Consider the following 13,879-nt stretch of genomic DNA (forward strand, 5'->3'; position numbering starts at 1 on the left):
GATCGTCTCATTCGGAGCATGCCATGAGCACCCGCGACCTCGTCCTCTCCTCGCTCTTTGCCGCAATCATCGTGGCGCTTGGGCTGCTGCCGCCCATTCCGCTCGGGATCATTTCCGTTCCGATCACGGCGCAATCGCTCGGCGTGATGATGGCCGGCGTCGTGCTAGGCGCCAGACGCGGCACTGTTGCGGTGCTGATCGTCCTGGTGCTGGTGGCGATCGGCCTGCCGGTTCTCGCAGGCGGGCGCGGCGGACTTGCAGTCTTTGCCGGACCGACGGCGGGCTTCCTCATCGGCTGGGTATTTGCAGCCCTTGTCACCGGCTACCTCTCGGAAATGCTGGTGCGGCCGGAGCAATCGGGCCTCGTGCAGGGCGTCGGCTTCTTCCTTGCCTCCTTCATCGGCGGTGTGGTCGTCCTCTACGCCTTCGGCATTGCCTATTTGGCGTTTGTCGCGCAGTTCGGCCTTTCCAAGGCCTTCTTCGGCTCGCTTGCCTTCATCCCTGGCGATGTATCGAAGGCAGTCGTCGCCGCTCTTGTCGGCCGCGCGATCATGGCGGGATATCCGTTGCTGCCGCAGCGGACGTGACGGCTCGTCAGTCCAGGAACTTGTATAGCCAGTCGCGGGTGTCTTCGGGAAGCGGGGCCGGATCGTGCTCTTCGCCACGAACTGCAAGCCAGAGGATTTCCACCTCGGCGGCAAGTTCGTTTCCTGTCTCGACCATGACCATGAAGCCGACCGATTTACCGCCGATCTTGTTGACGCTCACCGAAAAGCGGGCAAGATCGTCATAGTGCAATCCGCGATGCAGCGAACAGGATGCGCGGGTGGCTATGTAGGCCGGCTCGTCACTGACCGACGGGCGGGCGCGCCAGAAATTCGACAGCGCCGTTTCGGCTTCCGAGATATAGGAGGCGATGAACATCTGGCCATGCCTGTCGACATCGCGAGGCGGAACGCGTACTTCGGTTACATCAGATCGCTGTACTCTACTCATTTACAATACCCTGCCCGGGCGCCATCTCTTAACAAAAGCTTAAGCACTGGCCCCTCCGATGTAAACGGGTGGTCTTTTGTCTTGGTTAAGAGCAGTTGTTGACATTGTAGTGATGCGCGCCATGTGGAGTGGAACTTGACCTGTCTCATCTATAGGTTATCCCCATGAGCACACGTCTTTACGAACATCCGATCTTTCTTGAACACATCACCCCGCCCGGTCACCCCGAGCGTTCCGATAGGCTGCGGTCGATCAACATCGCCCTCGAGCATCCGAATTTCGCACGGCTCGACCGGCGGCAGGCGCCGCAGGCAAACGAGGATGCCGTATTGCTTGCTCATCCCGAGGAGCACCTGACCTTCGTGATGCGCTCGATCCCCGACGAGGATGACGGCGAAGGCCAGATCAACCAGATCGAGGCCGACACCTATGCGAGCGCGAAGAGCCTGCAGGCGGCCTTGACCGGCGTCGGCGGCGCGATGGCTGCGGTCGACGACGTGTTCTCCGGCGCTGCGGACAATGTCTTCGTGGCGGGCAGGCCACCTGGGCACCACGCCGAGAAGAACAAGGCCATGGGCTTCTGCTTCTTCAACAATGCGGCGATCGCAGCGCGCCATGCGCAGAGGAAGCACGGCGCCGAACGCGTCGCCATCGTCGACTGGGACGTACACCACGGCAACGGGACGCAAGACATCTTCTGGGACGATCCCTCCGTATTGTTCTGCTCGACGCACCAGATGCCGCTTTATCCCGGCAGCGGCGCCAAGACGGAAAAAGGCGTCCATGGCAGCATCGTCAACGCGCCGCTATCGGCAAATACCGGCAGCGACCACTTCCGCGAGGCGTTCAAATCGCGCATCCTGCCTGCACTCGAAGAATTCCGCCCCGACCTCATCATCATCTCAGCCGGCTTCGATGCGCATCACCGCGACCCCTTAGCGCAGATCAACCTGACCGGCGAGGACTTCGACTGGGCGACCGGCCGCGTTCTCGAGGCGGCCGACCGCAGCGCCAATAACCGGGTCGTCAGCCTACTCGAAGGTGGCTATGATCTCGAGGGGCTTGCCGAGTCGGCCGGCCTGCACATTCTGCGCATGATGAAGGGTTGAAGATGAGTGAGAGCGCCAAGCCAGAAGTATCGAGCTACTCCTTCGAAAAGGCGGTAGCCGAACTGGAGACCATCGTCGCAAGGCTCGAGCGCGGCGACGTGGCGCTGGACGAATCAATCGAGATCTACGAACGCGGCGAAGCCTTGAAGAAACATTGCGAGGCGCTGCTTTCGGCCGCCGAAAACCGCATCGAGAAGATCAGGCTCGACCGGGCGGGCAAGCCGCAGGGCGTGGAGCCACTAGACGGAGGTTGAGTGTATATCGGCATCTGCTCATTGGGCGAGCACTCTGGGGTAGGGCGAAAACGTCGTGTAGTAAATTTTGGGGTAAAGATCGGGCAGGTTGAGCTTGATAGCCTCTTTAAAAGCGGGTGGAGCTTCAGAAGATGTGAGGAACTCTATTCCACTTCCTTGGAGGAGAGATATGTCGATAAGGACTATATCGAGGGAACCGGCGTCTATGATCTGGCCCTTACCGATTGCAACGACATTGGGCCCCTTTACGACAAGCCGTTTTGCCGATGGCGTTGGCAGTCCCAAGATCGTCTTGCCCGATGTGACGATTGAAATCTCTCTGCCGGCTTGCGTGCACAAAACTGTCGTAGCGACATAGCGACCAGGCTCCTTCGATTTGACGCTCTCGTCCATTTTCGTTGCGTTCGGATCTGTTGTGCAACCTGCCAGAACGCCAACTAGCAATAATCCAATGGTTCTCCTCAAAATGCCCCTCAACAATTCGTTACCACAAATATAAAATTCATTTAATGCATCTTATGATTGCGTAATTGCATACATATACTAGCCCGCTAGCACTCGTCGAGACCAATTTTGTGATCTGATCGATCGCGACTATAGTGTCTTTCGATCCTCACGGAGACCCGTTCCATGTCCTTCTTCCCCGGAAAAGACCCCCTCCCCGGCGATGCGTTCGCCTGCGATGCCATCGAAAACCTGATCATTCCCAGGACAACCGATCTTGGTGGATTTTCGGTGAGGCGGGCCTTGCCGACCGCCAAACGGCGGCTGGTGGGGCCGTTCATCTTCTTTGATCGCATGGGGCCGGCGGTGCTTCGGGCGGATCAGGCGGTGGATGTGCGGCCGCATCCGCATATCGGGCTTTCCACCGTCACCTATCTCTTCGACGGCGAGATCAGGCATCTTGACAGCCTTGGCACCGAGAAGGTCATTCGGCCCGGCGATCTCAATCTGATGACCGCTGGGCGCGGCATCGTGCATTCCGAACGCACACCGGCTAACCTGCGCGGCCACCCCTCGTCGATCTCGGGGCTGCAGACCTGGCTTGCCCTTCCCGACGACAAGGAGGAGATCGACCCGACCTTTGCGCATACGGAAAAGGACGACATGCCGCTGATTGATAGCGACGGCGCGAAGGGTCGTGTGGTGATCGGCAGCTTCGAGGGGCTGGCGTCGCCTGTGAGAGTGTTTTCGGACACGCTTTATGTCGACCTCGAACTCCAGCCGCGGCGCTCGTTTCCCTTCGCAGCGGACCACGAAGAACGCGCCGTGTATATCCTCTCCGGCTCGCTGATGGTCGCGGGCGATCACTTCGAGGCGGATCAGTTGCTCGTATTTCGGCCCGGAGACGCAATTGCTCTTTCAGCGGGGGAAAAAGGCTGTCATCTCATGCTATTCGGGGGTGCTGCACTGAACTCGAAGCGCTATATCTGGTGGAATTTCGTATCCTCTTCCAAAGAGCGCATCGAACAGGCGAAGGAAGAATGGCGCAGCGGCCGGTTTGACATCGTGCCCGGCGATGAGGAAGAATTCATTCCGCTGCCGGAAGGTTGATAGCGACTGATAGTCGCAGATTTCAACTTTAGATTGACACTCGCCTGTCATGCCCGTATCTTACGCTGGCGCCAGTGTCGACACGACACAAGTCAAGTCGGAATGGATTTTCGCTTGCGAACCGGAGCATATCTGGCCGCATTTTCTCAGGGCGACCGTGGACAATCACAGGCCGCAATTGTTCAGGACCGGCATTCCCAAGCCCGTGAGCTGTCGCATTCTCGAAGATGAGATCGCGATAGGGGGGCACGCGGCAGTGCATGACCGAACGGGGCACCAGCGACCAGCGAGTTCTGAAATTTAGCGAAAACCAGCGCCTGTACTATCGGATGGTCAACAGTTCCATGCCGCTCAGCCATTGGATCGCAAGCCTTGAGGACATGTTCACCTTGACGCCACTTGGCGACGGCAGGGCGCGTGTCGAGCGCGCTTTACCGCCACGGGTCCCATTGCCTTCATCAAGGAAATCGGTATCTCGATTTTCCTTCGTGAGACGCACTCCTTTGCGGCGCGCAATTGGCGCCGGCGGAGTGATGAACGGGCGGAGCAGTAAGATGCCACTTTCGCTGCTCGAACAGCGATCGGCGCCGCGTAACACCTGGCAAACCGCGTCGACGGCGATCGTTTCGAAGCGGATCAACCGGTCGCATTTCGGCCCGGCGACGCGATTGCGCTCCCGGTGGGGGAGAAAGGGCTGTAATGTCATGCTTTTTTGGGGTGTCTAAAGTTTGATATGGCTACGAAATCGAAGTTGTTTAGGATAGAGTTACACAATCCTTGAATTCGTCTTCTTTCGCCGCGATCTATTTTGGAGTAAGGCGGGCGGCCCGCCCAAGAACAGCAAGAAAGAGGCTCCAGCCCGTGACATCAATGCCAGAGACGCCCCTGCTGGACCAGGTCGAGTTTCCCGCCGACCTCAGGAAGCTCGATGACCGCGACATGCCGCAGCTCGCCCGCGAACTGCGCGACGAGATGATCGATGCCGTGTCGCGCACCGGCGGTCATCTCGGCGCCGGCCTCGGCGTGGTCGAATTGACCATCGCCATCCACAAGGTATTCAACACGCCGGAAGACCGGCTGATCTTCGATGTCGGCCACCAGTGTTATCCGCACAAGATCCTGACCGGGCGTCGCGACCGCATCCGCACCTTGCGCCAGGAAGGCGGGCTTTCCGGCTTTACCCGCCGCGCCGAGAGCGAGTACGACCCCTTTGGCGCTGCCCATTCCTCGACCTCGATCTCGGCCGGCCTTGGCATGGCGGTCGCCACCGATCTCGACAAGAGCAACCGCAAGGTGGTTGCCGTCATCGGCGATGGCGCGATGTCTGCGGGCATGGCTTATGAGGCGCTCAACAATGCCGGCTCGCTGGATGCCCGGCTGATCGTCATTCTCAACGACAACGACATGTCGATCGCGCCGCCGACCGGCGCCATGAGCGCCTATCTGGCGCGTCTGGCCTCCGGGCGCAGCTATATGGGCTTTCGCGAATTCGGCAAGAAGCTGACAGCCTATCTCGGCAAGCGCGTCGACCGCGCCATCACGCGCGCAGTCGAACACGCGCGCGGCTACGTGACCGGCGGCACCATGTTCGAGGAATTGGGCTTCTATCATATCGGCCCCATCGACGGGCACTCGTTCGACCACCTGCTGCCGGTGCTGCGCAACGTTCGGGACAATCAGCAGGGGCCGGTCCTGATCCACGTCGTGACGCAAAAGGGCAAGGGATATGCCCCGGCCGAGGCCGCAGCGGATAAATATCACGGCGTCAACAAATTCGACGTCATCACCGGCGCCCAGGCCAAGGTGAAGCCGAATGCGCCGAGCTATACCAGCGTCTTTGCGGAAAGCCTGGTGCAGGAAGCGGCGTTCGACGAAAAGATCGTCGGCATCACCGCTGCCATGCCGAACGGCACCGGGCTCGACAAGCTCGCCGAACTGTTTCCGACACGCTGCTTCGACGTCGGCATTGCCGAGCAGCATGCGGTGACCTTTGCCGCGGGCCTTGCCTCCGAAGGCTTCAAGCCATTTGCAGCGCTCTACTCGACCTTCCTGCAGCGGGCCTACGATCAAGTCGTGCATGACGTGGCGATCCAGGGGCTGCCCGTGCGTTTCCCGATCGACCGCGCCGGGTTCGTCGGCGCCGACGGGCCGACGCATGCGGGCTCGTTCGACACGACCTTCCTTGCCACCCTGCCCGGATTCGTGGTGATGGCTGCAGCCGACGAGGCTGAACTCAAACATATGGTGCGCACGGCAGCGGCCTATGACGAAGGTCCGATCTCGTTCCGCTATCCCCGCGGGGAAGGCGTCGGTGTCGAAATGCCCGAGCGCGGCCAGATCCTGCAGATCGGCAAGGGACGGGTCGTCAAGCAGGGCTCCAAGGTGGCGCTCCTTTCCTTCGGCACCCGGCTTGCCGACAGCCTTCTTGCCGCCGAGGATCTGGATGCGGCCGGTCTTTCGACGACGGTTGCCGACGCCCGCTTTGCAAAGCCGCTCGACCATGAGCTCATTCGCCAGCTGGCGAGCCACCACGAGATACTGATCACTATCGAAGAGGGCTCCATCGGCGGCTTCGGCAGCCACGTCATGCAGTTCCTTGCCACCGAAGGGCTGCTCGACAGCGGATTGAAGATCCGCACGCTGGTCATGCCCGACGTTTGGATGGAACAGGCAAAGCCGGAAGCGATGAACGCCCGCGCCGGCCTCGATCGCGCCGGCATCGTCTCAACCGTCTTCAAGGCGCTGGGCCGCAGCCGGATCGTTGGGGCTGCGGGATAGGGTAGACTTCAACAAAGAAAACCCCTCCCGACAACGGGAGGGGTTTAGTCCGCCGCACTGCTGTCGGCTCGAAGCAAGGCTCGTGGCTGGTGCTCTCCCCCCTTGTGGGGGAAATGGCCGACAGGCCAGAGGGGGGTTCTTCATCTTCCAAATCTCATCCTCCTCATCCCTTTCCCGCTCGAAACCCCTTTCATCCCGCTCCACGCCATAAAAAGCTTGCAACTCCCTGCATTGGCGGTCATGGACAGGCCATGTCCGAACAGCCAACACAACAACGTCTCGATCAGCTCGTCCTCTCGCTTGGCCTCGTCGCCAGCCGATCGAGGGCGCGCGATGCCATCCAGCGCGGTACCGTCAAGGTCGACGGCAAGGTCGTCATCAAGCCGAGCCTCGTTTTCTGGGACAACGTAGAGGTCACGATCGACGACCCCGCGCAGGACTATGTCTCGCGCGCGGCGCTGAAGCTGGTCGCGGCACTCGATCATTTCAAGCTCGATCCGACCGGCCACGACTGTCTCGACGTCGGCGCATCGGCGGGCGGCTTTACCGAGGTGCTGTTGCTCAGGGGCGCAGCGCATGTCACCGCCGTCGACGTCGGCCACGGCCAGATCCATCCGCGCGTCTCGGGCGATGCTCGCGTCACCAATATCGAGGGGCTCAATGCCCGCTATATGACGTCGGATGATATCGACAATCGCGAGATTACCTTCATCGTCTCCGACGTGTCGTTCATATCGCTGAAGCTGGCTCTCGTGCCGGCGCTGGAGATTGCCGAGGTCGGCGCCATCGCGGTGCTTCTCGTCAAGCCGCAGTTCGAAGCCGGGCGCGAGGCGATCAGCAAGGCTGGACTACTGAAAGAACCGGAGACGGCACCGGCGGTCGCTGCCGAGCTGGAGCGCTGGCTCACCGAGGACATGGGGTGGACGAGCCTCGGGCTCATCCCCTCGCCGATCGCCGGCGGCGACGGCAACCAAGAATATCTCCTTGCGGGACGCAAGCCATGAGCGCGCAGACGGTTACGATCAGCAAGCTCGGCGCCCAGGGCGACGGTATCGCCTATGACAGCGACGGGCCGATCTACGTGCCCTTCGCGCTGCCCGGCGAGACGGTGTCGATCGCGCGCGTCAAGAGCGAGGGCACGGTCATGTCGATCGCTAGCCCCTCGCCCGATCGCCAGGAGCCCGCCTGCCGGCATTTCGGACCGGATGGCGTCAACGGCACCTGCGGCGGCTGCACGCTGCAGCACTTCACCGACCTGCCCTACCGCGCCTTCAAGCGGCAGCTGGTGGTCGATGCCCTGAGTTCCAAGGGCCTGACGCCCGAGGTCGACGACATCGTCGCGGCCCATCCCGGCGAACGCCGCCGCGTCGTCTTTTCGGCGCGACGCACCGAGAAGGACATGCTGATCGGCTTCAGCCAGGCCGAGAGCCATCACATCGTCGCCATCGAGGAATGTCCCATCTCGTCGGCAGCGATCGTCGCCAGGCTGCCGGCGATCAGGGCCGTTGCCAAGGCGGTCGCGATCAACGCCGAGAGCTTCCGCGTCAGCGTGCTCGATACGGCCGCCGGCCTCGATCTGGCGATCGAGGGTATCAAGACCATTTCCGACAAGCAGCGGCGTGCGGTCATCGAAACCGTGCTCAGCCTTCGAAGCGTCGCCCGCGTGTCGTTCAACGGCGAGGTTCTCGTTGAGACGCAGAAACCGCTGATCGATTTCGGCGGCATCCAGGTTTCGCCGCCACCCGGAGCCTTTACCCAGGCGTCCAAGCCGGCCGAGGATGCGATGGCGGAGCTGGTGGTTGCCCATGTCGGTAAGGCAAAGCGCATTGCCGATCTTTTTGCCGGCGCCGGCACCTTCTCGCTGCGGCTTGCCCGCCTCGGTCGCGTCACCGCGGTCGAAGCCGACGAGAAGGCGCTCGCTTCCCTCGACCATGCCGCTCGCAACGCACTTGGCCTGAAGCCCGTCACTATCGAAAGGCGCGATCTCTTTCGCCGGCCACTGATGACGCCCGAGCTGAAGTACTTCGACGCCGTCGTATTCGACCCGCCAAGGGCCGGCGCCGAATTCCAGAGCAAGGAACTGGCACGCTCGGCAGTCAAGAAGATCGTCGCAGTCTCGTGCAACCCGCTGACGCTGGCACGCGATCTCGCAATCCTCGTCGAGGGTGGCTACCGCATCACCCGTGTCACGCCGATCGACCAGTTCCTCTGGACGTCGCATGTCGAGGTGGTCGTGGCGCTCGAGAAGTAGCGCCCGCTCGCTAGATGTCGGCGATTGGCGCGGGCATCTTGCGAATTGAAACGACTGATCCGTTTATGCCGCGCGACGGCGCCGGGAGACCGACGCTGGCTGGCGGTTCGCGGCGATGTTGAACTGTCCGAGCAACTGCATCAGCTTTACCGCTTCGCCGGCAAGACCGTGGCTGGCGGCCGTCTGTTCTTCGACCATGGCAGCATTTTGCTGCGTGCCCTGATCCATCGCGTCGACCGCCTTGTTGATCTCGTCGAGACCGGTCGATTGTTCACGCGTGGCGGTGACGATGGCGCCGACATGGCTGCTGATTTCCTGAACCTGCGTGACGATTGCCTCCAGCGCCTTGCCGGTGTCGCCGGCGAGGGCTACGCGGCTGCGAACCTGGCTGTTCGAGGTCGAGATCAAGGCCTCGATTTCCTTGGCTGCCTTGGCGGAGCGCTGGGCAAGCTCGCGAACTTGCCGTGCCCTCAAGCACGGCTTTCGAAAATAGTATGACTTTTATCTCACTTCCGCTTCACGAATGCATCGAAGGCGGCGCGGGCTTCGGCGCTGCGTAGCTGCGCTTCGAAATGGCCGGTTTCCTCATAGATGCGCGAGAGGATATCGTGACTTGAGCCGCGAATGAGGTCGCGGGCGATCTTCAAGGCCTCGGGCGGTTTTGCGGCGAGCTTGGTAGCGGCCAGGAGGGTTTCCGCTTTGACGGCTTCCGGCGCCGTCACGCGCCATATCAAACCGCTCTCCTTCGCCTCCGCGGCGGAAAAGGCTTCGCCTGCAGCCAAGAGCGCAAAGGCGCGCTGATGGCCCATCACGCGCGGAGCAATCAGGCTGGACGCTGCTTCTGGGACAAGTGCAAGATCGACGAACGGCGTCTTGAAGACGGATCTGTCGGAAGCGATCGTCAGGTCGCAATGCATGTGGATGGTCGTGCCGATGCCGATCGCCAGCCCATCGACGCCCGATACCAGCGGCTTGGTGGCGCTGGCGAGAGCGTTGAGGAAATCGAGCGCTTCGGTCCCCATGGCGCCACCCATTGCGAAGGCGAGGAAATCGGCCATATCGTTGCCCGCAGAAAAGCAGCCTTCGGTGCCGAGAAAGGCGGTCACGTGGATTAGGGGGTTCTGGTCGGCCGCCTGCAAGGCCTCCGTCATGCGCACATACATGGCGCGCGTGATGGCGTTCTTCTTTTCCGGCCTGTTGAAGCGGATGACCTGTACATGCGGCATTGCTTCGGGATTTTCGATCAGGATGTGGTCGGTCATCTCTTCCTCGTTTGAGCCGCTCAAGGCAATGCGATCCGGGCAGCCTCAAGGCTTGTGGCACCGTTGATAACGCAATCCTTCAGGGCCGCGGTTTCGGCCAGCAGGTTCTCCGCCGCAAACCGGCAGAGAGCGATGCGCTTCCCTTGACCTCCGTCTGAGCCATCGACAAGGCCGCCCTTTGCGAGATAATAACCGGTCAGGACCAGTCCGAACAGCCGCTGATACGGTGTTGCACCGGCAAGCGCGTTAGACGTCCTCGAGCCTGCCTGCTCGGAAAGCAGCCATTCCGACGCCGCCTCCAGATCGGCGATGGACGCTTTGAGCCGCTTTGCGGTTTCGCCGAAGCCTGCGACAGGGGACCGGCCGACGTCCTCGGCAAGGCCGTTGAGTTCGCCGAGGAAGCTTCTGACATGATCGCCTGACAAAAGCGGCAGTTTGCGAGTGACGAGATCAATCGCCTGGATGCCGTTGGTGCCCTCATAGATCGGGGCGATGCGGGCATCGCGCAGCAGGCGGGCGGCGCCAGTCTCCTCGATGAACCCCATGCCGCCATGGACCTGGACGCCCAGAGAGGCGACGTCGACGCCGCAATCGGTGGCGAAGGATTTTGCAATCGGCGTCAACAGCGCCGCGCGGTTGCGCCAATGCTCGGTATCGGCTGCGGCGGCACGTTTGGACATGTCGATCGCATGGGCACAGGCATAGGCTATGGCCCGCGATCCTTGCGTCAGCGCCTTCATGGTCAACAGCATGCGCAGAACATCCGGATGCTCGATGATCGGGCTCATGCCCGACGCGGTCGTCGCGGGCGCCCTGCCCTGCGTGCGCTGCCAGGCATATTCGATAGCCTTCTGGGTCGCGGCCTCACAGATGGCAACACCCTGCATCCCGACCGCCAGGCGCGCATTGTTCATCATCGTGAACATGCAGGCGAGGCCCCTGTTTTCCTCGCCGACCAGCCAGCCAACGGCCCCTTTCTCCGCGCCGAACCGCCCGTCGCCGTAGATCATCGTGCAGGTGGGCGAGCCGTGGATGCCGAGCTTGTGCTCCAGCGAATGGCAGAAGAGGTCGTTGCGGTCCCCGAGCGCGCCGTCCGGGCCGACGAGGAATTTCGGCACAAGAAACAGCGATATGCCGCGCGTGCCGGCCGGTGCATCCGGCAGGCGAGCGAGGACGAGATGGATGATGTTGTCGCTGGCATTATGCTCCCCCCAGGTGATGAAGATCTTCTGGCCGAAGATGCGGTAGCTGCCGTCGTCGCGGCGCTCGGCGCGTGATTTCAGGGCGCCGACATCGGAGCCCGCATGCGGCTCCGTCAGGTTCATCGTGCCGGTCCATTCGCCTGATATCATCCGGGCGAGATATCGGCGCTTGAGATCGTCGCTGCCGTGCACGTAGAGCGCCTCGACGGCACCCATGGTCAGCGTCGGGGCAAGCGCGAACGCCATCGAGCCGGAATTCCACATTTCGAGCGCGGCGACGTTCAGCATGTGCGGCAGGCCCTGGCCGCCGAAATCCTCGCTTGCAGTCAAGCCATTCCAGCCACCGGCGATCCAGTCGCGATACAGGCCGGGCCAGCCATCCGGCAGTTGCACCACGCCATCGACCAGGCGCGCGCCCTGACGATCGCCGATCTCGGCGAGTGGAGCGACTTCGTTGGCGGCAAAGCGGCCGGCTTCCGAGAGGATCGCCTCGACCATATCCCCGTCAAGGTCACCCATCAGCCCGTCCGCAATCGCTCGGCTCATGCCGGCAATGTGGCTCAGCGTGAACAGGATCTCTTCCACCGGCGCCTTGTACATGCCTCCGCCTCCTGCAGCATTCGTCCGGCCCGCCTCACCGGACCGTCCTCCTCGATCCGGTAGTGGCTAATTGATTTTGACGTAAACGTCAATTCTGGGAGCCTTTGCCTACGGTGGACTGCCGCATGATGCAACCTTTCGACGCTGCAGTGAAGATTGGAAAGCCCATGCAACAAAACTGTCATCAACAATGACTAAGGCAAGACCTTTACGATGCGCGATGGGATCATGCACCAGATATCCAACCCGACCATCCCAGGCTTCGTATGGGCCTATCGCTTCCGTCCCGGGTCAGCGACGCCGCAGCGCCTGCCGGAGAATACGGATCGCTCGGCGCTATTGTCCGGGGATGGCTTCCTCTGGCTGCACCTCAATCTGGTGGATGCCCGCGTCGGCACGTTTCTCGAGGAACTCAACGGCCTGAACGAGGATGCACGTACGGCGCTCACCACGCATGACACGCATGCAACCGTTACCGTCGACGAGCAGATGGTCTATGGCACTCTGGTCGATTTTCAACGCGAATTCGATCAGGACACCCACGATCTCGGCTGGCTGCATTTCGCGATCACCGACCGCTTCATCGTCACCAGCCGGCTGCAGCCGCTTCGAAGCGTCGAGCGTGCGCGTATGGCGATGGAGAAGAATGCCGCGAAACTGCTTCGTCCGCTCGATGTTTTCGAGGCGCTGGTCATCGAGTTCCAGCGGACGTTGATCTCACTCGTCATCGAGATGACGGAGGAGCTCAACCTTATCGAGGACTATGTCTACGACAATGCGCCACGCGACGAACGGCGGCGGCTGGCGCCCGTGCGCCGCACCATCGTTGGCGTCCACCGGCATCTTCGCACCGTGCTGTCGCTGATGCGACGGGCGTCGGCCTCCGATGACGAGGAGATGCCGCTCGGCTTCGATGAGATGGCAGGGAGACTGATGGGCCGGCTGGAGACGGTTTCTCACGATGTCTATGAACTGCAGGACAGGGCGCGCCTGCTGCATGAAGAGATCGATTCCAAGCTCTCCTCCGAAATCAATCGCCACCTCTACATCCTGTCGATCATGACGGCGCTCGTCCTGCCGCCAACTTTGGTCACCGGCTTTTTCGGCATGAACACCTCGAGCCTGCCCTTTTCGGCAGGTTCCAACGGCACAGGCTATGCAGTCGCGATCATCGTCGCATCGATCCTTGTCGCCTGGTGGCTGCTGAAGCGTGCGGATATCGTCTAGTCAAAAATGAAACCGCCCGGGAGGTAACCGGGCGGCGACTCATTCCAACTCGTTCAAGCCTCAATAATAGGGCGACAGGCACTGCTGGCGCGGGCCGCGGTTGGGCTGGAAACTATTGTCGAAGGCGCGATAGGAGCGATATCGGCTGGCACACCACTCGTAGTGCTGCGGATTGATGCCATTGGACGGCGCTGCATAATAGCGCGGCTGGCTGGCGATCGCGCCGCCGATGAGCGCGCCGGCACCGAAGGCTGCCAAGGGATACCAATAACCGTCATTGTAGCGGCGGTAGCCATAGCGATAGCCACCATATCCTCGATAGCCGTTGTAGTATCCTCCTCCGTAATAGCCGCGCCGATAATAGGGGCCACCGCCATAATATCCGTGGCGCCACTGAACCTGCTGCACATCGGCAGGAGCCGCTGGAGACTGGGCTGCGAGCGGCACAGCAGGCATCTGCATCGCAAAGGATGGGCTGAAACTCGTCAAGGCAACTGCCGCTGAAATGGCGAGAGTTGCAACTCTGGTACTCAACTTGAACATTTCCGTCTCCATAGACTGGGGCATTTTTCTTCACAGAAATAACGCTCTGCGTTCAACAAAGGTTCCGTTACGGTCCGGCGCCCAAAACTGACCATCAATTCAC

General features: G+C 61.4%; 14 protein-coding genes and 1 pseudogene. 8 read left to right on the forward strand and 7 right to left on the reverse strand.

The features are described 5' to 3' along the window. Positions 1-23: 23 nt before the first annotated feature. Complete coding sequence (locus AB4Z52_RS16095) at positions 24-587, forward strand: biotin transporter BioY (RefSeq protein ID WP_442218930.1); 564 nt, start codon at positions 24-26, stop codon at positions 585-587. A gap of 7 nt (positions 588-594) precedes the next feature. On the opposite strand, the gene AB4Z52_RS16100 is transcribed toward AB4Z52_RS16095, so the two are convergent. Further along, complete coding sequence (locus AB4Z52_RS16100) at positions 595-996, reverse strand: acyl-CoA thioesterase (protein ID WP_442218931.1); 402 nt, start codon at positions 994-996, stop codon at positions 595-597. 164 nt (positions 997-1,160) lie between these two features. Here AB4Z52_RS16100 and AB4Z52_RS16105 point away from each other — a divergent pair, with 164 nt between their 5' ends. Together AB4Z52_RS16105 and AB4Z52_RS16110 are read left to right on the forward strand one after the other, a co-directional pair. Continuing rightward, positions 1,161-2,105 carry a histone deacetylase family protein gene (locus tag AB4Z52_RS16105; RefSeq protein ID WP_442218932.1) on the forward strand — a complete coding sequence of 315 codons (945 nt, stop codon included), beginning with the start codon at positions 1,161-1,163 and terminating at the stop codon, positions 2,103-2,105. Positions 2,106-2,107: 2 nt separating this feature from the next. Then, complete coding sequence (locus tag AB4Z52_RS16110; RefSeq protein ID WP_442218933.1) at positions 2,108-2,359, forward strand: exodeoxyribonuclease VII small subunit; 252 nt, start codon at positions 2,108-2,110, stop codon at positions 2,357-2,359. Positions 2,360-2,377: 18 nt separating this feature from the next. On the opposite strand, the gene AB4Z52_RS16115 is transcribed toward AB4Z52_RS16110, so the two are convergent. Beyond that, entirely contained in the window at positions 2,378-2,752 is a 375-nt protein-coding gene (locus tag AB4Z52_RS16115; protein ID WP_442218934.1) for a hypothetical protein, read from the reverse strand. A 237-nt stretch (positions 2,753-2,989) separates the two neighbouring features. On the opposite strand from AB4Z52_RS16115, the gene AB4Z52_RS16120 reads away from it, so the two are divergent. Continuing rightward, on the forward strand, positions 2,990-3,913 hold the full coding sequence (locus AB4Z52_RS16120; protein ID WP_442218935.1) for a pirin family protein: 924 nt from the start codon (positions 2,990-2,992) through the stop codon (positions 3,911-3,913). A gap of 322 nt (positions 3,914-4,235) precedes the next feature. Here AB4Z52_RS16120 and AB4Z52_RS16125 read toward each other — a convergent pair whose 3' ends face one another. Beyond that, entirely contained in the window at positions 4,236-4,619 is a 384-nt protein-coding gene (locus AB4Z52_RS16125; RefSeq protein ID WP_442218936.1) for a hypothetical protein, read from the reverse strand. A 155-nt stretch (positions 4,620-4,774) separates the two neighbouring features. Between AB4Z52_RS16125 and dxs the strand changes: the two genes are divergently transcribed. From dxs to AB4Z52_RS16140, 3 genes are all read left to right on the forward strand, one after another. After that, entirely contained in the window at positions 4,775-6,691 is a 1,917-nt protein-coding gene (dxs, locus tag AB4Z52_RS16130) for a 1-deoxy-D-xylulose-5-phosphate synthase (protein WP_442218937.1), read from the forward strand. Between the two features lie 251 nt (positions 6,692-6,942). Further along, positions 6,943-7,695: a TlyA family RNA methyltransferase gene (locus AB4Z52_RS16135; protein WP_442218938.1), complete on the forward strand. Its 753-nt coding sequence runs from the start codon at positions 6,943-6,945 to the stop codon at positions 7,693-7,695. Next, positions 7,692-8,942, forward strand: a complete 1,251-nt coding sequence (locus tag AB4Z52_RS16140) for a class I SAM-dependent RNA methyltransferase (protein ID WP_442218939.1) — start codon at positions 7,692-7,694, stop codon at positions 8,940-8,942. The genes AB4Z52_RS16135 and AB4Z52_RS16140 overlap by 4 nt, the downstream gene beginning before the upstream one ends. Before the next feature lie 63 nt (positions 8,943-9,005). Here AB4Z52_RS16140 and AB4Z52_RS16145 read toward each other — a convergent pair. The 3 genes and pseudogenes from AB4Z52_RS16145 to AB4Z52_RS16155 form a co-directional block, all read right to left on the reverse strand. Beyond that, positions 9,006-9,410: pseudogene (locus AB4Z52_RS16145) on the reverse strand (methyl-accepting chemotaxis protein); the annotation flags it as partial. A gap of 38 nt (positions 9,411-9,448) precedes the next feature. Then, on the reverse strand, positions 9,449-10,204 hold the full coding sequence (locus AB4Z52_RS16150; protein ID WP_442218940.1) for a crotonase/enoyl-CoA hydratase family protein: 756 nt from the start codon (positions 10,202-10,204) through the stop codon (positions 9,449-9,451). A gap of 20 nt (positions 10,205-10,224) precedes the next feature. Then, positions 10,225-12,006, reverse strand: coding sequence for an acyl-CoA dehydrogenase (locus tag AB4Z52_RS16155; protein ID WP_442218941.1), 1,782 nt, complete (start codon positions 12,004-12,006; stop codon positions 10,225-10,227). Between the two features lie 228 nt (positions 12,007-12,234). On the opposite strand from AB4Z52_RS16155, the gene AB4Z52_RS16160 reads away from it, so the two are divergent. Then, positions 12,235-13,233, forward strand: coding sequence for a transporter (locus AB4Z52_RS16160; RefSeq protein WP_442218942.1), 999 nt, complete (start codon positions 12,235-12,237; stop codon positions 13,231-13,233). 60 nt (positions 13,234-13,293) lie between these two features. Here AB4Z52_RS16160 and AB4Z52_RS16165 read toward each other — a convergent pair whose 3' ends face one another. Continuing rightward, the gene (locus AB4Z52_RS16165) at positions 13,294-13,776 is read right to left on the reverse strand and encodes a BA14K family protein (RefSeq protein ID WP_442218943.1); all 483 of its coding nucleotides are present in this window, start codon (positions 13,774-13,776) and stop codon (positions 13,294-13,296) included. Between the last annotated feature and the right edge of the window lie 103 nt (positions 13,777-13,879).

The organism is Rhizobium sp. 2YAF20, assembly GCF_052114685.1.
GTDB lineage: Bacteria > Pseudomonadota > Alphaproteobacteria > Rhizobiales > Rhizobiaceae > Rhizobium.

What these genes read in the sequence shown, in the direction of transcription:
- AB4Z52_RS16100 (WP_442218931.1), bottom strand. Translation starts at nt 996, where the DNA reads ATGAGTAGAGTACAGCGATCTGATGTAACCGAAGTACGCGTTCCGCCT.
- AB4Z52_RS16105 (WP_442218932.1), top strand. Translation starts at nt 1,161, where the DNA reads ATGAGCACACGTCTTTACGAACATCCGATCTTTCTTGAACACATCACC.
- AB4Z52_RS16165 (WP_442218943.1), bottom strand. Translation starts at nt 13,776, where the DNA reads ATGTTCAAGTTGAGTACCAGAGTTGCAACTCTCGCCATTTCAGCGGCA.
- AB4Z52_RS16160 (WP_442218942.1), top strand. Translation starts at nt 12,235, where the DNA reads ATGCACCAGATATCCAACCCGACCATCCCAGGCTTCGTATGGGCCTAT.
- AB4Z52_RS16115 (WP_442218934.1), bottom strand. Translation starts at nt 2,752, where the DNA reads ATGGACGAGAGCGTCAAATCGAAGGAGCCTGGTCGCTATGTCGCTACG.
- AB4Z52_RS16150 (WP_442218940.1), bottom strand. Translation starts at nt 10,204, where the DNA reads ATGACCGACCACATCCTGATCGAAAATCCCGAAGCAATGCCGCATGTA.
- AB4Z52_RS16140 (WP_442218939.1), top strand. Translation starts at nt 7,692, where the DNA reads ATGAGCGCGCAGACGGTTACGATCAGCAAGCTCGGCGCCCAGGGCGAC.
- AB4Z52_RS16120 (WP_442218935.1), top strand. Translation starts at nt 2,990, where the DNA reads ATGTCCTTCTTCCCCGGAAAAGACCCCCTCCCCGGCGATGCGTTCGCC.
- AB4Z52_RS16155 (WP_442218941.1), bottom strand. Translation starts at nt 12,006, where the DNA reads ATGTACAAGGCGCCGGTGGAAGAGATCCTGTTCACGCTGAGCCACATT.
- AB4Z52_RS16095 (WP_442218930.1), top strand. Translation starts at nt 24, where the DNA reads ATGAGCACCCGCGACCTCGTCCTCTCCTCGCTCTTTGCCGCAATCATC.
- AB4Z52_RS16110 (WP_442218933.1), top strand. Translation starts at nt 2,108, where the DNA reads ATGAGTGAGAGCGCCAAGCCAGAAGTATCGAGCTACTCCTTCGAAAAG.
- AB4Z52_RS16125 (WP_442218936.1), bottom strand. Translation starts at nt 4,619, where the DNA reads ATGACATTACAGCCCTTTCTCCCCCACCGGGAGCGCAATCGCGTCGCC.
- AB4Z52_RS16135 (WP_442218938.1), top strand. Translation starts at nt 6,943, where the DNA reads ATGTCCGAACAGCCAACACAACAACGTCTCGATCAGCTCGTCCTCTCG.